The sequence below is a fragment of the Mesorhizobium sp. M0293 genome, from assembly GCF_040321735.1.
Lineage (GTDB): Bacteria > Pseudomonadota > Alphaproteobacteria > Rhizobiales > Rhizobiaceae > Mesorhizobium.
Genome location: NZ_JAMYSA010000027.1, coordinates 14,960 through 33,214, shown reverse-complemented (window position 1 = coordinate 33,214; position 18,255 = coordinate 14,960). Strand labels below are relative to the sequence as shown.

The window sequence follows — 18,255 nt, the reverse complement described above, 5'->3', positions numbered from 1 at the left end:
AGCCATGAAGATCGGTCTTGGCCTTTACCGGGAGTCGCTGACCCCCGACAATTTTCGCTTCGCCCGTCAGGCAGGCGCCACCCACATCGTTGCCCACCTCACCAACTATTTTCGCGGCCGCGATCCTTCGCTGTCCGCTGGCAGCGAAGCCGAGGGTTGGGGCGATTGCTCCACCGATGAGCTTTGGGATTATGAGGATTTCGTCGGTCTGGTGAAGACCGTGCGCGACAACGGTCTGGAAATCGCCGCGATCGAGAATTTCTCGCCGCGTTTCTGGTCGGACGTGCTGCTCGGCGGTCCTGACAGGGCAAAACAGATCGAAGGGTTGAAGCGCCTTGTTCGCGATGCCGGACGTGCCGGTATTCCCTGTATCGGCTACAACTTCTCGATCGCCGGGGTCTGGGGCTGGTCGCGCGGCCCATTCGCTCGGGGCGAGGCGATGTCGGTGGGGCTCGATCTCGCTGCCATCGATCCCGATATGCCCCTCCCCGATGGCGTGGTCTGGAACATGCGCTACCGTGCCGAGCGGCCCAATGCCGAAACGGTGAAGGTCAGCAGTGATGAGCTTTGGCAGCGGCTCGACGTCTTCCTTCGCGAGATCATACCGGTGGCCGAAGAAGCCCGCGTTGTGATGGCGGCGCACCCCGACGATCCGCCGGCCGAGGCGCTGCGTGGCGCCGCGCGGCTCGTCAACCGGCCGGAGAAATACGATCGGCTGATGGACATCGTAGACTCGCCATCCAATGGGCTTGAGCTCTGCCTCGGCTCGCTGCAGGAGATGCCCGGCACTGATGACATCTACGGACACGTCAGGCGCTTCGCCCGAAGCAAACGCATCGGCTATGTCCACTTCCGCAACGTGCGCGGCAAGGTGCCTAACTATCATGAAACTTTCGTCGATGACGGCGACATCGACATGGCCGAGATCGTCCGCATCCTGCGCGATGAAAACTATGACGGCGTGATGATCCCCGACCATACGCCGGAGATGTCCTGTGACGCGCCTTGGCACGCCGGAAAGGCCTTTGCCTTGGGCTACATGCGTGCGCTGGTCCAGAACGCTGCGGCGCTGGGGCCTTCTCGCACCGCCCAGGCCACCAACATGCCGTACGGCAACGATCTGCACCTCGGCGTCCGAGGTCCTGAATGGAACCCCCTGGCGCGAACCTCACCCTCGCTGGCCCAGTCCGGGATTCCATGAATGCTTATGACGATCCACCGGATGGGATCCGGCGCGCCCGCACGCCACGCGGCTAGTCGATCGCAGGACATGTAGACGCAGCCGAACAACTCCGTCGATGCCACTTCTCCGAGACCACCGCTCTTGGCCACCTCTGTGCCTTGTCATCACTGCTCCCGGAACGCCCGCTGTATCTGATCGGCCAGAGGCTTCACGAGATAGGACAGCATTGTGCGGCTGCCGGTCGAGAAGAACGCTTCGCCGGGCATGCGCGACGCCAAGGTGAGGCCTTTCAGCTTTTCCAGCTCCGTGCGCGGCAAGCTGACGCGAACCGTGTAGAAGCCCGCGCCGCGGCACGGTCTCCCAAACCGGCGACTGGGAAAACATTTACGTCAACTCCGCCGCAGTCCGTATAAATTCAGCCCACAACTTTGTCATCGACGATTGGACGGCTACCCAGCCCTGGGATGGCATCCGTGTCGGCGGCACTGGCTCCTTCGTCATCGAGGATAGCTATGTCGGCTACTCCCGAGACGACGCGGTCGAGGACGATGACGTCATCGGCGGCACGATCAAGGATTCTGACACGCCGCTGCCGTCCAGTTATCCACTTCCGCCCGCCGGTTGGACGGTCCTTCAAGGCTAGGCGGCGCGCGATTACTGGGCCAACGCCAAGGCGGTCTGGCATGCAGCCCATGACGGGACTGACCAGCCACCGCCGACCCCGCCTACCGACCCGGCCACGGGAACTACCGGGAACGACACTTTTTTCGGCACTGGCGCGGCCGATACCTATGATGCTTTGGCTGGCAACGACATACTGTGGGGCCGGGGTGGCAACGACGTGCTCAACGGTGGCGCCGGCAAGGACACCTTCGTGTTTGACACGGCCTTTGGCCCGGGCAATGTCGCTACGCTCCCCGACTTCCACGCAGCGGACGACGCGCTCTATCTCGACAACGCCGTCTTCACCAGCCTCGGCCCCGGTTCCTTGTCCAGCCCGACGCAGGTGAACTCGTCCTATTTCGAGTTGCGCCGCCACCAGCCATAACGATTACCTGCTCTACAACCAGACCACGGGCATTCTGTACTATGACCCCGATGGCTCGAAATCGGCCGCTCAGGTGGAAATCGCCCACCTACAGGCCGGGGCGGTCCTGACCTTCCACGACGTGTACGTCATTTGATCGCCGATGCGATCGCACATGGCACTACGAAGCGCGGGCGCGTCACCGCTGGTGTTCCAGTTGCGACTAACAGCGATCAAAAATAGCGACGGATCGGCGCCTTCATAGCGAGTGTTGCAGCAGCGTTCGGTGGCAAGCAGCGTGACGACGAGAAGGCCCTCGTTCTGACGCGTTGAAGTTTGGATCGCATCGGCCGGCAGCGGGCTTGGCCTCACGGGTCAATTCATCGCCGGTCGAACCAAAGAGGTGATCAAAGCCAGGGAGCAATGAGGCGACCTCACTGACGATGATCTTGATCGAATTGAATTGACGGGCAATCGCGACCACCTGCTGGGGCGTATCCAGGAGCGGTATGAGTTGGGGCTGGGCAGCGACATGCGCCTTCACGCTGGACGTCGGCTAGGAAGTGTGCGCGAACCGCCTGTATGCTACTGCCCGCGCGCAACCATCCAAACAGATACTAACCGGGTGAGTGGACCCATGATCACGCCAGCCCAGGTAGCGGCGCGCTCTCGGCGATCTTTGCATTCTTGACGGATCATATTTTGGACTTCAGAGCAACCAAGTGGCGTCAGTATCCAGCTGTTAAGCTGAGATGATCTTCTCCACATTGAGCTGTTGTCGTCCGCGTAGCCAATCGGCATATTGAGACGATCCGCTTTCCGGATCAGTCGCCGAGTTTTTATCTCTGCAATCTGCTCATAGTATATCAACGTTTCCCAATAATGCCGGTATTCAGCCTTTTCCCGCTGCGCAGGCGTACGAGCATTTGCGAGGTCGATGTCATAGGCGTGATCGAGGTTCCTGATGGTTCGCCGGTACGCCTTAATTTCCAACAACTCTTTGATTTCTAATAATATCGTCATACGACCTCCCCACGCCCTCGTGTCCAAAAAAACGCTACGACCTTATGTGACGTTCAGTCCATTCAACTACTTGGATGAGCTCAGAAGGCAAAAGAACTAGACGGCGAGTAGCATCACGACGATCTGGTTCCGAAAAGCTCCGGCTCGCCAAAAGCCGCCACGAACCAGCGTTTGCAAAGGCAAAGCGGTCTCGCCAGCAAGGCCGATTAAATCAAGAAGGTACCGGCGAAGCGGAAGGCGAAAACAACTTCAAGTAACAGCCGTTGCTGAAAGAGCGCGTTTCTCCCTTACGGGCCAACGACCGAACAATCCTGATATCAGCGCTACACTGGGCACCACCGATAGGATTAATTGCGCATTTTCTAATATGCCTAGTAAAATTGACCGGTGCGGGTGCGTAGCGTAAGCCCGCCGCAGTGGCCGGTGCGGTCCTCACGTCCCCGGAGGGCTGCCCCCCGCATCGGCCATTTCCCTTACGCTCTGGATGGCGGCGAGCGATCGGGGATCGATCTAAAGACTGATGCGCAACGAAGCCCACCTGATGTGGCCAACGGCATAGTCAGCCGCTTGGCAAGAGAGCCTGCGGGATCACCGAGGCACTACCCGGTCGCGCGGTTGAGATCAGAATTGCGCCTGATGTCAGCTCGAAATGTAAGACCGATCAAATCCGGCCGTTTTGATAAGTCCCGCATGGTCATGCAACTCGACCACACCATTGCGGAATGAAGCCAGTCCGTTTTCCCGCAAATCCTTCAACACGCGACTTACATGCACAGCCGAAAGTCCTAACGCGTCGGCCAGCTCGGCCTGGGTCAGCGGGCATTCAAAGCGGTCCGGATAACTCGTTGCCGATCGATGTGCTCGGCAGCCCAGTTCGAGAAGAAAATGAGCCGTGCGCTCTACAGGTCCCCTTCTGCTGACTCCTGCCAGATGTTCCGCAACCCTCGAATATCGACTTGCCTCAGCCAGCACGATAGCCTCGCAAATGGACTGCGGATAGCGCGAAAAACAAGTATGGACAGGACCGGGCAACTCGATTGCGGTCACATCCGAGAGGGCTGTTACCGTCTCGCCCGCTTCTCCAGCAAACTTGATCAAGGCAATTTCGCGAGGAAGCGCTAGATCGACAATGAGACGCGATCCGTTGCGCAACGTCTTGGCGAATGCCGCCCACCCGCCAGTCATAACCAGGATCAAGGATCTGGCCTGATGCGCACCTGCAATCGTCGTGTTCGCCGGATAGCGGCGGCGCACAGCCCCCGGCAGTACAGAGACCCCCCTTTCCCAACTCGCATCAGCAAGCGTAGGTCCCCTCGCCAATCCAAGCGCCTGCTTTGATAAGTTCATTTGTTCTGAATAACCCCAGCCATGATCGTCCCGCCGATCACATCGAGCTGGAAACCAACAACTACATAAAAAGTTCCATCTATCATTTCATCCGAATGTCATTGCAGTATACCACCTTTGGGTATAGCCTTACCACCTTGCGGGTGATATTCGGCAAAGACGGCGCGGCGCACTGCGCGCCATCGACGGAATGCGACGATCCTTGTGAGGTCGGCAGTGACTGTCTGGCCATCGGCAAGGATTTTTGGAGAGGCCGGCAGGATCTCGTTTGTATTGCGTGCGCGGCATACCGGATCGTGATGAAAGTCGGATCAGCCTGCCGGTCAACCGCACGAAGCTCTTACAATCCACCTATCGGATCAGTTTCGGCAAGTTGCCGTGGGTCTGCCGCGCAGCCGATGGCATCATTCTACTCGATCGGTGTCCACGAGTCGCCGTCCTCGGTGGCGAAGTATGAGCCGGCCACGGTCACCCAAGGCAGTCCGGTGATTGGAGCGGGCAGCGTCCGCTCCACGTCAAGTCGCCTTCGTTTCGTTTTCGAGCGCTCAGGCCACATCTGCGCCCACCATCATGGGACGGAATTCCTGCGCCACGAATAGGCGATTTGCTTGGGGTGGTAGGAGATACTCAATAAGGCCAACTTGGTAAACCGTTTTGGGGTAGGCCTCCAAGTATTCATGCGTATATTCCCGCCTTTTTGTGAAGTGTCCCGGTTCAGGCCCGTCTGTTACCCTGAAAGCTTGTCGCTGCTTGCAAGGCGGCGCCGGCTCCGCGTTGGAAAGACTGACAGCCCGTGGAAACACAAAGTCGAATTGACCGACAGGTTTGCTGGGATTGGCTGGGCGAAGGGTGGGAAAGTGGCATATTTCGAGAGTTCCACTTCCGCGATCAGAGGGCTTACCCAGCGGCGGGAGACCAGCCTCGAGGCTAATCTCAATTTGCGAGAAGTTCTCAGATTTTACGGACGCCGCTGGAAACTGATTGCGGTGGTAGCAGCCGCTTTGACCATAGCCGCGGTTGCCGTCGCAACGAATATTTCATCAGCCTTCACCAGCACGGCGAAACTCCTGCTCGAACAGCCAAGCGCGAGTCCGATTTCAACGGATTCGCCGGCGAGCGCGTCGGCGTCCGATTCTTCGTTTATAGACAGCCAGGTGTCTGTTCTCACCTCCAGCACGCTACTGGAACGTGTCGTCCGCGACGCCAATCTGTTGGACGATCCCGAATTCATTAGTGATGAGGAGCCGTCGCTCACGGACAATATCCCGGCGAGGATCGCTGATTGGTTGAAAGTGTTTGGGACGACCGAGCCTATCGAGCACCATCCAGTCACGGCCCTTCCCGACTTGTCATCGCGAGCCGTGAGCCGATTGCAGGACATGCTCGAGGTATGGCGAGAGGGCCGTTCTTATGTGATCGACATCGCGGTAACCTCAGGCGATCCCGAAAAGGCAGCCTTGATTGCCAATGCCGTAGCCGAGGGCTATGCCGAAGATCAGCTTCAGGTTCGCTATCACCATGCCGGACGAGCGTCGAAATGGCTCACTGAGCGGATCGCTGCTCTGCAGACGCAGCTCAAGAACGCTGAAGATGCGGTCGAGGAATTCAAGACCAAAAACAACCTTGTTTCGACCAGAGCCGGCACGTTGACGGAACAACAGCTATCGGAATTGAACCTGCAACTCATTGGCTCGCGCACTGAACTCGCAGAGAGGCGTGCTCAGTTCGAGCAGGCTCAAAAGCTCCTCGCCTCCGGTGGCGATCTCGAATCAATCCCGCAGGTGCTAGGCTCAGAGGTCATCAAAGCCTTGCGCACGCAACACGCCGAAGTGACACGCCGGGAAGCGGACCTAGTGTCGCACTATGGCGCACGCCATCCCGAGGTCAGCAAGGTCCAGGCAGAGCGACGTGATGTGGAATTCCAAATCTCTAGCGAGGTCAAACGCATCGTCGGTAACTTGGCGAACGAGTTAGAGGTGGCGGAGACGCGCGAAGCTGCACTGGCCTACTCGCTCGGACAGGCGACCGGCCAGACCGCGGCAGACAATCAAATTGCCATCCAGGTGCGCGAACTGGAGCGGATCGCTAATGCCAACAAGGCCCTTTACGAAGCGTTCCTGTCGCGTGCCAAGATGGCCGACGAAGAAAAGACCTTTAGCGACAGCGGCGTCCGGATTATATCCGTGGCCTCGGTTTCCGAAACGCCGAGTTATCCTCCGAAAAAGATCATTATTCTCTTTGGCTTAATCGTCGGTCTCGGCCTGGGCACCGGTGGCGCGCTTGCGCGCGAGCTCCTTAATGCCGGATTCGCCACGACGGGCCAAGCGGAAAAAGATTTGGGGCTGCCGATCCTGGCTTCTGTCCCGAAGCTCAGCGAGCCGAAGCTGCCAGCGATCCGCGGCCAACAATCCGCACAGCCGGCGCTGTTCAGGCTGGAACCGAGATCCGGGTACAGCGAAGCTATCCGAAGCTTGCGTCACGCATTGCTCGACGATGTCGACCAAGGTCGCGCCCCGGTCATTCAGATCACCTCCGCCGTTGCCGGTGAAGGCAAGACAACCACCGCCATCAACCTCGCGATCTCGGCAGCTTCCGCAGGATATCGAGTGCTCATTGTCGATGCGGATCTGCGGCGCAGCGGCTTGACGAAACATTTTGGCATGTCCGATTTGCCCGGTCTCGTCGACCTGGTCACTGACCTGCGGCGTCTGCCGAGCATGGTCCGTTTTGACGATCACACGGCCACTTATGTGCTGCCTGCAGGCAAAGGAACGCTCAATCCGTCCGATCTCCTAGGATCGAGCCGCATGGCGCGCTTTCTCGGCGCCGCCCGTAGATCATTCGATATGGTGATCGTGGACTCGCCGCCAATCTGCCTGATGGCCGATGCGCCTGTGCTGGCAAAGCATGCGGACCTCGTCGCTCTTGTCGTGAAGTGGAACAGCACCCCCAGAGAAGCCGTGGCAGACGCGCTGCGCCGATTGAATGGCACGAAGGTGGCCGGAATCGCAATGACGATGATCAATGAAAAACAGGCTGCGAGCTATGGCGACTCCTATGGTCCGTATGTCGCGATGTGACCGCCGGTGTAGCGGCGTCTACGTCCTGCCTCCAATGAATATGGGTGTGTCATGCTTACCAGTCATCAGCTTTCATATGAGTCGATAGAAGTCGGGAATACGGAAGGGCAAGCTGCTCGCTGGTACGCCGTCCACACGCAGCCGCATGCGGAAGAAAACGCGTTGCGTCATCTGGAACGGCAGGGCTTCAGGGCTTTCTTGCCGCGCCGGATCCGCACCATTCGGCATGCACGGCGCGTGACGGTGGCCAAAGAAGCCTATTTTCCGAGTTACCTCTTCATCGCTCTCCGGCTTGAGCGCGATCGCTGGCGCTGCATCAACTCGACGGTCGGCGTGGAACAGCTGTTGTCGGCATGCGACCGACCTTTGCCATTCCGAATAGGGCTTGTGGAAGCAGTGATGGCAGCTACCGGTCCCGACGGCATCCTGCGGCCAAGGGAGATTTTGAGGCCGGGCCAGACGGTGCGCGTTTCAGATGGAGCCTTCGCCGAGCAGATTGGAATGCTGGATAGCGTAAAGAGCTCAGGAGCAATCCAAATACTTCTTACCATGATGGAACGGAAAGTCTCTGTTCAGTTGTCGAGAGAAATTATCAGAGTAATTTCTTGACAACCGTTGGATCGTAAACTAAACTTTAGTTCGTTGTGGCAGATTTAAATTTCACCGCAACTGCGGCAGCTTGAGATATTTCGCTTGTTGGTTCGGTTATTGCCGAAGGCATCTGAATACTAACAACGCAACCGGGCCCCAACTGCTCCGAATCAACTCATCGATCTTCAATGCCGTTTAGCCACCAAAAAGGATGGTGCGAAATGCGCGTGATCCACATTGCTCAGTCAATTGCGGGAGGCGTGGGCACCTATCTCGACGAGATTGCAGCTTGCCAGCTAAAATCGGAGGGCACAGAGGACATCTTCTTCGTAGTGCCAGAAGGCAGTGCCGAGTATCTGCCATTTGTCAGCCCGAAGCAGACGATCACCTTTCCGAGCCTTGGACGCACACCTCTGGGTCTCCTGGTTTTCGGCGCAGTCGCGCTGAAGGCAATCAAAACCCTCGATCCGGCGATCGTGCATCTCCATTCCAGTTTCGCTGGAGCGGTGGTCAGACCGATGCTCGCGTTGCGGCCAGCCAGACCACGAATCGTTTATTGTCCCCACGGCTGGGCCTTCGGAATGGAGGTCGGCGCCGTCAAGAAGCAGTTCTATTGTCTGTGCGAACGAATTCTGGCCGCATTGACTGACGTAATCATCGTCAATTCCGACGCCGAGCATACGCTCGGCCAACGGTATCACATACCGGCATCCAAGATGCGAACGATAAAGAATGGAATTGCCCCGGGTTACGGGGCAAAGCCCAAGGTCTGGCCCCGGGATGAGGGCTGTCTCGACCTAATCTTTATCGGCCGCCACGACAGGCAGAAAGGACTGGATATCCTGCTCAGGGAAATCGGGCACGCGGGCTGCGAAAACATACGGTTGCACGTCGTGGGCAAACCGGTTCTCGGGGGTTCCCTGCCCGTCCCTCAAATACCGAAGAACGTCAAGTTCTATGGTTGGCTCTCCCGCGCCGACATTTTTGAGATGCTGCCGCGCATGGACGCGCTCGTGATGCCGTCCCGCTGGGAGGCCTTCGGCCTTACAGCCATCGAAGCGATGCGCAGCGGCATTCCTGTCATCGCCAGCAACCGCGGTGCATTGCCGGAAGTCGTGCGCCACGGGCTCGATGGCCTGATCGTCGATATCAACCGGCCAGGCGAGCTGGGTCGCGTCCTAGCCGGTCTAGACCGAGCCGAATTGAAGAAGTTCGGCAAAGTCGCGCGAGCGCGATTCCGTGCCGAATTCACCTCCGATCGGATGAATCATCTTATCGAAACGCTGTATCGGTGGGTACTTGCCACCAGCCGCCAGCCCGTTGCGGCCGCGGCCATTCCCGCCCGACGGTCTGCCCTCCGTCGCCGGGGCACGTTTCCGAGGGAACGGGCGTAGGAACCGTCCCATGCTTCCCAACTGTATCATTGTCGGCGCTCCAAAGGCGGGCACGAGTTCCCTGTTCCGCTGGCTGACTGATCACCCCGAGGTCGCGGGTTCGACGGAGAAGGAGACCTACTATTTCGTCGATCCGGGCACGCACATGTACCTCAAGCAGCGAAACTGGGCGGAAAGCGGTCTTGCTGGCTACGAAATGCTCTTCGAACATTGCGACCCATCCGCGCGCGTGATCGTCGAGTCCACACCTAGCTACATGTACTCGCAGACTGCCCTTCGCGAGCTGCCGCGCTTGCCCTCCCAGCCGCAATTCATCTTCATTCTGCGCGAGCCGGTGGCGCAACTGAAGTCGCTTTATGGATATTTCCGGGAGAACTGGGACTGGATTCCGGGTGCCATGTCATTCCGGGACTTCGTGGCAGCCGCTGATCTTGGTACATGCACTTTCAAGGGCAATGAGCTTGCAAGGCAGGCGCTAACGAATGCAAGTTATCTGGAGCATCTGCGACGTTGGCGCGCCGGCTGCGGTCGCGAGCGGATGCATGTCTACCTGTTTGAGAACATGGTTCGCGATAAGCGCGCATTCATGGAATCACTCGCGCAGGTGTTAGGCATATCGACGGAATTTTACCGAGAATACGGCTTTCCGACCGAAAACGGCTCTTACGTCGTAAGAAGCCGCTGGGTCCAGCAGGTCAATATCCGGGTGCGATCGCTTATTCCGAGGGGCGCCGGCTACGAGACTCTGCGACGGTTCTATCGTGCCATGAACACCAGGCCAGTGCGAAATTCGCAGATGTGGGACTCCGAAACCGAGCAGATACTGTCGCGGCGATACGTGGACATGATCCACGAACTCGAGCGCGAGTTCGGGCTCAACGCGAGTGCGTGGCGACATGCGATCGCGGCGAGATTGAATGTTGGCCATGACTTCACTGCCCGCGCTGTTTCCGCGACCCAGGCCGACCTAGGTACATTCCAATGACGGTCCTATCGGTGAGCCAACTCAGCAGACAAAGCATAGGACAGTTGGCCGTGGTACTGGCCCGCAGCGCAATTTCGCTTCTCAACCGGCACCTTCCGAAGCAAGCAAAGGCAGTCATTACCGGGTTTCCCGACCTGGAAGACAGCACCATCGAGATTGCGCGTCAGCTCGCTCTCCGGCAGAGCGTCTCGGTGGTGGTCCTCACGGAAGGCGAAGTGCCGCCATCAATCCGCAGGCAGGAGCCGAACATCGATTGGTGCAGCAGGAAGAGCGTGAGAGGCTTCTTCCACTATCTGACGGCTCGGTATATCTTCTTCACGCATGGCCTTTATCTGAGCCCAAAACCCCCGCGCTCACAAATTTGCATCAACGTCTGGCACGGCATGCCGATCAAGCGCATCGGCTACCTCATTGGCAGAACGCCCCCGCCCTCGACCTTCGGGATCGCTACCTCTGACATGTTCAGGGAACTGGTCGCCAAGTGTTTCGGAGTGCCGGCTGCCGAAATCCTGACGACTGGCATTCCCCGGAATGACGTGATGGTTAGAGCAGCACGCCGGGCGAATGCGATCAAGACACAGCTCGGAATTGGCGGCAAGGACACCAAGCCCCGCCTGATCATGTGGCTTCCCACCTTCCGTCAAGCCGTCAGGGGGATCGTAAGGACTGATGGCGTGGCGCATTCGAGCATCTTCGGGATGAGCGACATGGATACTGCTGAATTCTGTGCCTTCCTAGAGGAGCAGAACTGCATTTGCATCCTCAAGGTGCACCCCATGGCGCCCGACTTTCCGGACCAAATCCGATCGGATCGCCTAAGAATCTGGCGAGAGCCGGATTTGCGCGAGCGAGGCGTCAGTCTCTATGAGATGTTGGGGGCGGCAGATCTTCTGATCACGGACGCCTCGTCCGTCTATGTCGATTACCTCATTCTCGACAAGCCGGTGATCCTCGCCTTTCCCGATCTTGAAGAGTATCGGCGGTCGCGCGGCTTCGCCCTCGAACCGGTGGAGGATTTCTTCGCAGGACCTGTCGTGTCCGACTACCAGCAGCTGAAATCCGCCATCGCCGAGACTTTCGAAGCGGATCGCTACGCGTTGCCCCGGTCCTCGGTGGTGGCCTGCTTTCACAAGCACCGGGACGATCGGGCAACGACACGGCTTCTTGACGCCGTATTGCCGCAACAGCCGGCACATCACTGAAACACAGCTGCGCCGCCATGTGGCGCATCCAACTGAACGGCGACCGCCAGGCTGCATGGAACGGCCCCGGTTGCAATGAACAGAACGGCAGGAGGGCGAAGTGAGAACCGTGTTCGTTTCGGGCGTGTTCGATCTGTTTCATCGTGGACATGTCGAACTGCTCAACCGGGCGGCCAAATTCGGGGACCGGCTCGTAGTAGGCGTGAACAGCGACGAGATGGTCGAGAGGTACAAACGGCGGCCGGTGTTTGGTGAGGCGGACAGGCTGGCCATCGTCAGATCGATGCGCTGGGTGACGGATGCCGTCATCTATGGCGAGTTCGACCTGAAGCCAATGGTCGAAAGGTTCAGGCCATCGGTCATGGTCCACGGTGACGATTGGCCTCGAGAATCGTACCTCAATCAGATCAGGATGACGGAACAGGACCTGGAACTCTACGGCGTCGAACTGGTCTTCTTGCCCTACTGGCGAGGCACAAGTACGACGTCCATCGTCGAGCAACTTAACGGTTCGCGTAGCGTCAACGGCGCGCTGCCTGAAGTGCCGTTGAACGGTGCTTCTGCCGCGGACTTTGCCATCTGATCTAGGAAGCCATCCTGCCTCGCGGAGCAGCTTTGGTGGAAAACGTTATGCCACCGAAAAAAGCGGCCATACAGGTTGCCGGTCCCGGAACCCAGTTCCTGCTAGCCAGCGTCGCGTCGCTCCTTAATGAGAGAGACGGAAACAGCCTTCGGGCATCCACATGCATAAAGAAAAACATATCGCCATCGGACGGAACAGGGACGAGCTGGGCCTTGCCTACAACCTGTCTTATTCGGTCGCAGGCCAGCTCTGGTATGTCCTGACGCAGATGTGCGTTCTTTCGGCCCTCGCCCGCTTCAAGGGACCGGAAGCGGTTGGTGAATTCGGGCTTGCCATGGCTATCACTACACCGGTGTTCATGCTGGCGAACATGGGCATCCGAACCGGCCAGGCAACCGATGTCCATGGCTTCTTTTCCTTTTCGGAATATGCTGGCCTAGTGCTACTCACCGCGGCCATCGCGGCATTGACATCGATCGGTATAGGCTACGCACTTTCGGCGTCTCATATTACCTTCCTGATTGTGCTGATCTTCTCGATCACCAAAGCATTCGAGGCCATAAGCAACCTTTCATACGGTGCGTTCCAGCAGGCCGGCCGAATGGACAAGGTCGCGCGTTCTCTCGCCATCCGGGGCCTGCTCACGGTCAGTGCTTTTGTCGCTCTGCTCTCGCTGGGTGGGGAGACCGGCGTGGCATTCCTTGCCCAGTTGACGGTATGGGCGGCGTTATCGTTGGCCTACGACTATCCTCGCGCATGCCGGATAGCCACCGGCCTGTGGTGCTGGCCCTCCTGGCAATGGGAGCGGCTACTCCGGCTCGCACGGGAAATTGGTCCAATCGGTGTTGGCCATTTCATGAACTCCCTGCTGGTCAGCATGCCACGGATGGCTGTGGAGCGGTGGCTTGGGCTGGAAGCCTTGGGGCTGCTCACTGTGGTGACGTACTTCCAGCAAGCCGGAACTCTCGTCGTCAACGCTGCCTCGCAGCCGCTGGTGAACTACTTCGCCAGGCTCAAGCGGGACGGTGAAACCAAGGCGATCAGAACCACGTTGCTTGCCCTTTTCGGCGCGGCGGTCCTGGTATCGGCAGGCAGCATTGCCGTGACCTACTTCGCGGGCGAGCAGATCCTTGCGATTCTCTTCGGGGTGGAATTCACACGGGCAAACGATCTCCTGATGCTGATTGCCCTTGCGATCAGCGTGAAGGTCTTCGCGATGCTGCCGCAGAGCCTGATGCATTCGGACCGCCGGTTCAAGGCCTACTTCAGGTATCAGGCCGCCTCGCTTGCGCTATGCATTGTCCTGCTCGCGATCCTCGTTCCCCTTTGGGGATTGCTTGGAGCCGGCAGTGCAATACTGGCCACGGCTGTCTTCCGGATGTGCGTCCTGACCGTCGCCGTCGCGATTTGGCCACGGAACAGCACATCCAAGGTCGCCAGCCCCGCCGCGCCGAGAGCGGCTTGAGCGAAAGTCGACAGCCATGACACACTCGACTGTGAAAAGCGTGGTGATCGCAAACGACCACGCCTTTGTTAACGGCGGGCAGGCCAAGATCGCGCTGGAATCCGCGCTGAACCTCAAGCGCCAGGGGCTCGACGTATCCTTTGTCGCGGGCCAAGGTCCGGCCGACCCTCGGCTTGATGAAGCGGGTATCGAATGCACGATCACCGGCTCACACGATATTCTCTCAGATCCTGACCGTCTCCATGCCGCTACCTGCGGGCTGTGGAATCCGGCTGCGGCGCGCGCATTGGCAAGGGCGATAGATGCACGTGATCCTGTCACCACGATCGTCCACGTGCATGGTTGGTCAAAGGCCCTGTCGCCGAGCATCGGTCCGGTGGTGGTCAAAGCCAAGACGCCGCACGTCTTCACGCTCCATGAATACTTCCTGGCTTGCCCTAACGGCGGCTTCTACAACTATCAAACCGGCACGATCTGCCAAAAACGGGCGCTCGGCGCCAAATGCCTGACGACGCAGTGCGATCCGCGCCACGCGGGCCATAAGGCCTGGCGCGTTGCGCGGCAAGTAGTAGTGCAGACGCTCGGCCTCATGCCGAGAGGATTGAGGGACGTCATCTATCTCACCGCCAGGCAGCTTTCCCTGATGCGCCCATATTTCCCGGCTGATGCACGATGGCACTATCTTCCCAACCCGGTCGAAATCCGGAGCGACGAGCGGGTGACTGCGGAAGATAATGAGACTTTCCTCTTCATTGGTCGTCTCTCGCCAGAAAAGGGCGCAGACATTGCCGCCGCCGCCGCACGCATCGCCGGCGTGAAGATTGCTTTCGCGGGCGACGGCGAAGCACGGGACGCGGTTACGCGCGCCAATCCGGATGCGGTTATGTTGGGCTGGCTGAACTCAGACCAGTTGGTCTCGTGGATGCGCAAGGCACGCTGCGTTGTCTTTCCAAGCCGCTGGTACGAAACCTACGGACTGGTCGTCGCCGAGGCGTTGCGGCTTGGTCTTCCCGTCCTTGTCTCGCGCAGCAGCGTCGCGGCGGAACTCGTACGCCACGGTGAGAGCGGATTTCATGTGGAGGCGGGCAATGTGGAGCAATGGGCCGCCTTCATGGGCCAGCTTCGGCATGACGCAACGGCGAGAATGCTCAGTCATGTCGCTTACGCGGCCGGAGCGAAAATACCCGGCTATAATGACTACACCGATGAGCTTTTGGCCATCTATGACCGCATAAGCGCCGACAGAAAGAGTTTCAGGTGAGCGTTCTGAAAGCCTTTCATCCGGCGGGGCTGCTGATCGCGCTGATGTCGGTTCAGTGGGCGCCAATATTGAAAACCGCAGGATTTTCAGTCCAGGTTGCCTACCTCGGCATCATCTTGCTGATCATGTTAACCTTGGCCAGTGCCGGAATGCGTCGTGGCTTCGTGGCGGTGCTGCGCAGGAATGCGTCTTGGCTGGTTCCCTATGGCGTTTATCTGCTCCTGCTGACGCTGGCGCTGTACGGTTCACCTGGCCAGAACATGGCTCCACGCCAAATCTTCTACCTAACGGGCGCTCTATGTCTGTCGGCATTTATCGTCCAGGCGCGTGATCCTGGCCGCACCCTTCGCACCGGCGCCGGTATCGGCATTTCTCTCTTCATTCTAGTGATCGAAATCATCGCGAGGGATGTGGGCTTGAGCTGGTTTGTCGCTTTGCAACATTTTCTCACGACGGGCGATTTCGATTTCATTGTCTATGGTTTCTTCCGCGCCGTCTTCAACGCATATAGCGACGGCGAAGAACTGGCTGTGGCGGCCGCCTTAAAGAACGGGGTGGCAGTGAGCATTTTCGTGATGAGCCTGATCTTTCGGATTGGCTATGGCCGGCGCGGCACCGACTGGAGAGGAGTCGGCCTGACATTACTCGCCTTGTTCCTGATCCTCATGCTGAATACGCGATCGGTGCTCATCGTTGCTGGCGTGTCGATGCTGCTGGCGAGCCTGTTGCGAAGCGCCACTCGTTACGACGAGAGCACGGCTGCCCTCGTCATGAAGATGGCTCTTGCCATTATTCTTGTGCTTGGAACTGTGTTGATCTTCCTGACGGACAATCCGGTGGTCGGCATGATATCCGACCGGTTCGCATTCGAAGACGCATCAACGGAAAACCGCGTCGCCCAATACGGTTGGGCGCTTCAGATGATCGAACACAACCTGCTGCTGGGAAACGGTTACACCGAACATGACGGGCGTCTCATTCACAACCTGTTTCTCAGTGCCTGGGTGCAGGCTGGTTTAGTTGCTTTCTTCCTCGTGGCGAGCTTTTACCTGGCCGTGGCGGGTATCTGGGTGGCTTTCATCTTCAAGGTCACGTGCAACCCGCAGCGCTGGGTGCTCCCGCTGCCCTTCGAATGGGTGGCCATGTTGCCCATCCTGCCCCTGTTCCGGGTTTGGCTCTCCGGCGATGCGGGACATCTGTTCCTTGGCGAGTGGGTAGCGCTGGCAACATTCTTCGGCTGCATCCTGCGAAATGATCTGGCGATGCGTGAAATAGCGGGCATGCGCGGCCACGCCAATCGTGTACCCGTGTCGTTTCGGGCATCCCTAAGAGCTGGTCAGCTGATGCCGTCCACGTCCCCGGCAATCGGGCGCTTGGAACATGATGCGCACGGGTAGGACATTGCTTGCAAGCCGGCGTGCCTTCCTGGCTATGACGAGCGCCGGGATCGGCGCGCTTTCGGTTGCTTCGCCCGCTGCATCCGGTGGCGCGGACCAGGAGATGTCCATAACACCTGAGATGTTTGGAGCGCGCCCGGACGATCGATCGTTCGACAGCGCGGATGCAATCGCGGCAGCCTTTGCCTTAGGCAAAACCGTTCGCTTCGGCCAAGGCACCTATTATGTCGGACGGTCGGTTTCTCCAGGGCGGGAACATGCACGGGCTCATTTCGACGGCACGACTATTCGGGTTATCAAAGGCGCGGCATACGCGGCTTTCACGGAATGCCTAGGATGGGACGGCAAGCCGCTACTCGGCCGCAATCGCCAGGGCAATCTTCCAGCGATTGGCACCGCTGTCCGTGTGCTGTTCGACCTGACCGGAACTCGCTATTCGCACTATAGTGGGCAACTCGAACTCAGGGGCGAGTCCTCCTTCGATGGACTTGCGCTGCTTGCGTCATCCAACCACCTGCTCATCTCGGGTGCAAAGGCAGGCGGCGGTGGATCGGTTTGGGACTGCAATCTGACCCTATCGTTCGGCACCTATGGCATGTTCGGCACACCCCGCTTCGATGCCCCGACGAACGAATTTTATCCTGACCCGTTCACCGGCACCGCCTTCGCGAGAGTATGGATCCACAGCTGCCCCATCCCGCTGCTCGCAGGACAGAATACTTTCGACGACAGCTTCATCAACGTTCTCCAGCTTGCCCTGCGTGACGGCGCGCGGAGTTTCGTTAATGGTACTGCGGTCAATGCGGGTACCGTGTTCATGCGCTGCAACGGGACCGCCCAGACCGCTGTTGCCTTCGACGTCCAGGAGGCGACGCTTACCGCCAACACGTTGTATGCAGAGAATTCGCTGGATGTGCCCATCATCCTACGCGAAGGAGCCTGGATCGAGGGGGTGCTGCGTCATGGCGCCGGGTCCAAGAGCAATTTCGCCAGGCAGGCGATGGTCTATACGGACGCGGCGACCGCCGGCGGAGTCGTCACGGCGCATGAGCGCTGCCAGGACAACCCGCATATGCAAGCCTTGATAAAGCTTGGCGCCAGACGGGCCGAAGACGCCAGAACGTTTGTCGTCCATCAACCCTACCCTGAGCACCGGAAGGCGGCATTTGCATACGACGATCAATCGGCTGTCGTGGGGCAAACTCGCGACTCGCTGATATGCCACGCGCCAGGCGGGATTGTCCGCTACCGGCGCCATAAGGGCACGCTTCTGAAATACCAGCGTTGCGCTGGCGGCAGCCCCTATCAGCAGTTGGTGGACGCGGACAGAAACCTTCCTCTTCCGAGCTTTGAAGCCTCTTACGGCACGATTGCGATTTCTACGACATCCTCCGACGCTCAGACACTATTCGTTGATTGCGCGGATACCCGGGAGAATGGCTTTCCCGTGGTTTACACCGATTTCCGCATCGATGCTCGTGAGCCGCACCGGCTGATGCTTGCAGCACCCGCGCAATCGGATCTCGGGCGGCAGATAACCGTCTCTGCCCGAAACGCCGCGGTCACCCTCGCCCACGATGCCAACTGCCGCTTGCTCGGCAGAGCCGACCAGATTCTTACACGCGACGGCAACGAACGCGTTCTGCTGCAGTGCACCGAATATTGGACAGGTGCCGAACATCGGTCTGGTTGGGTCCAGATCGGCGCATAACCGAAA

General features: G+C 58.9%; 13 protein-coding genes and 3 pseudogenes. 12 read left to right on the top strand and 4 right to left on the bottom strand.

Annotation, left to right across the window (positions count from 1 at the left end; genetic code table 11):
• Positions 1-4 precede the first annotated feature (4 nt).
• Positions 5-994 (top strand): annotated as a pseudogene (locus NKJ06_RS12830) (mannonate dehydratase); the annotation flags it as partial.
• 78 nt (positions 995-1,072) lie between these two features.
• Here the strand turns inward: NKJ06_RS12830 and NKJ06_RS12825 are convergent.
• Together NKJ06_RS12825 and NKJ06_RS12820 are read right to left on the bottom strand one after the other, a co-directional pair.
• Positions 1,073-1,293: pseudogene (locus NKJ06_RS12825) on the bottom strand (LysR family transcriptional regulator); the annotation flags it as partial.
• 54 nt (positions 1,294-1,347) lie between these two features.
• Positions 1,348-1,500 (bottom strand): hypothetical protein, encoded by a 153-nt coding sequence (locus tag NKJ06_RS12820; RefSeq protein ID WP_352630260.1) that lies wholly within the window; start codon positions 1,498-1,500, stop codon positions 1,348-1,350.
• A 431-nt stretch (positions 1,501-1,931) separates the two neighbouring features.
• Between NKJ06_RS12820 and NKJ06_RS12815 the strand changes: the two are divergent.
• Positions 1,932-2,231, top strand: a pseudogene (locus NKJ06_RS12815) (calcium-binding protein); the annotation flags it as partial.
• A gap of 564 nt (positions 2,232-2,795) precedes the next feature.
• On the opposite strand, the gene NKJ06_RS12810 reads toward NKJ06_RS12815, so the two are convergent.
• Together NKJ06_RS12810 and NKJ06_RS12805 are read right to left on the bottom strand one after the other, a co-directional pair.
• Complete coding sequence (locus tag NKJ06_RS12810; RefSeq protein WP_352630258.1) at positions 2,796-3,233, bottom strand: hypothetical protein; 438 nt, start codon at positions 3,231-3,233, stop codon at positions 2,796-2,798.
• A gap of 639 nt (positions 3,234-3,872) precedes the next feature.
• A complete protein-coding gene (locus NKJ06_RS12805) occupies positions 3,873-4,580 on the bottom strand; it encodes a Crp/Fnr family transcriptional regulator (protein ID WP_352630256.1) in 708 nt (235 codons plus the stop codon).
• Between the two features lie 812 nt (positions 4,581-5,392).
• Between NKJ06_RS12805 and NKJ06_RS12800 the strand changes: the two genes are divergently transcribed.
• The 10 genes from NKJ06_RS12800 to NKJ06_RS12755 all read left to right on the top strand — a co-directional run bounded on the left by NKJ06_RS12800 (position 5,393) and on the right by NKJ06_RS12755 (position 18,249).
• Positions 5,393-7,660: a polysaccharide biosynthesis tyrosine autokinase gene (locus tag NKJ06_RS12800; RefSeq protein WP_352630254.1), complete on the top strand. Its 2,268-nt coding sequence runs from the start codon at positions 5,393-5,395 to the stop codon at positions 7,658-7,660.
• Between the two features lie 51 nt (positions 7,661-7,711).
• Complete coding sequence (gene nusG, locus NKJ06_RS12795) at positions 7,712-8,269, top strand: transcription termination/antitermination protein NusG (protein ID WP_352630251.1); 558 nt, start codon at positions 7,712-7,714, stop codon at positions 8,267-8,269.
• Positions 8,270-8,472: 203 nt separating this feature from the next.
• On the top strand, positions 8,473-9,645 hold the full coding sequence (locus NKJ06_RS12790; protein ID WP_352630249.1) for a glycosyltransferase: 1,173 nt from the start codon (positions 8,473-8,475) through the stop codon (positions 9,643-9,645).
• A gap of 10 nt (positions 9,646-9,655) precedes the next feature.
• The gene (locus NKJ06_RS12785; RefSeq protein WP_352630247.1) at positions 9,656-10,630 is read left to right on the top strand and encodes a sulfotransferase family protein; all 975 of its coding nucleotides are present in this window, start codon (positions 9,656-9,658) and stop codon (positions 10,628-10,630) included.
• Positions 10,631-10,680: 50 nt separating this feature from the next.
• Positions 10,681-11,832, top strand: a complete 1,152-nt coding sequence (locus NKJ06_RS12780) for a CDP-glycerol glycerophosphotransferase family protein (RefSeq protein ID WP_352630245.1) — start codon at positions 10,681-10,683, stop codon at positions 11,830-11,832.
• 100 nt (positions 11,833-11,932) lie between these two features.
• A complete protein-coding gene (locus tag NKJ06_RS12775) occupies positions 11,933-12,415 on the top strand; it encodes an FAD synthase family protein (RefSeq protein ID WP_352630244.1) in 483 nt (160 codons plus the stop codon).
• A 160-nt stretch (positions 12,416-12,575) separates the two neighbouring features.
• Positions 12,576-13,880, top strand: a complete 1,305-nt coding sequence (locus tag NKJ06_RS12770; protein ID WP_352630241.1) for a lipopolysaccharide biosynthesis protein — start codon at positions 12,576-12,578, stop codon at positions 13,878-13,880.
• 43 nt (positions 13,881-13,923) lie between these two features.
• Positions 13,924-15,141, top strand: coding sequence for a glycosyltransferase (locus tag NKJ06_RS12765; RefSeq protein WP_352630240.1), 1,218 nt, complete (start codon positions 13,924-13,926; stop codon positions 15,139-15,141).
• Positions 15,138-16,538 (top strand): O-antigen ligase family protein, encoded by a 1,401-nt coding sequence (locus NKJ06_RS12760; protein WP_352630239.1) that lies wholly within the window; start codon positions 15,138-15,140, stop codon positions 16,536-16,538. The genes NKJ06_RS12765 and NKJ06_RS12760 overlap by 4 nt, the downstream gene beginning before the upstream one ends.
• Complete coding sequence (locus tag NKJ06_RS12755) at positions 16,522-18,249, top strand: hypothetical protein (protein WP_352630237.1); 1,728 nt, start codon at positions 16,522-16,524, stop codon at positions 18,247-18,249. Before NKJ06_RS12760 ends, NKJ06_RS12755 begins: the two co-directional genes overlap by 17 nt.
• Positions 18,250-18,255: the final 6 nt, after the last annotated feature.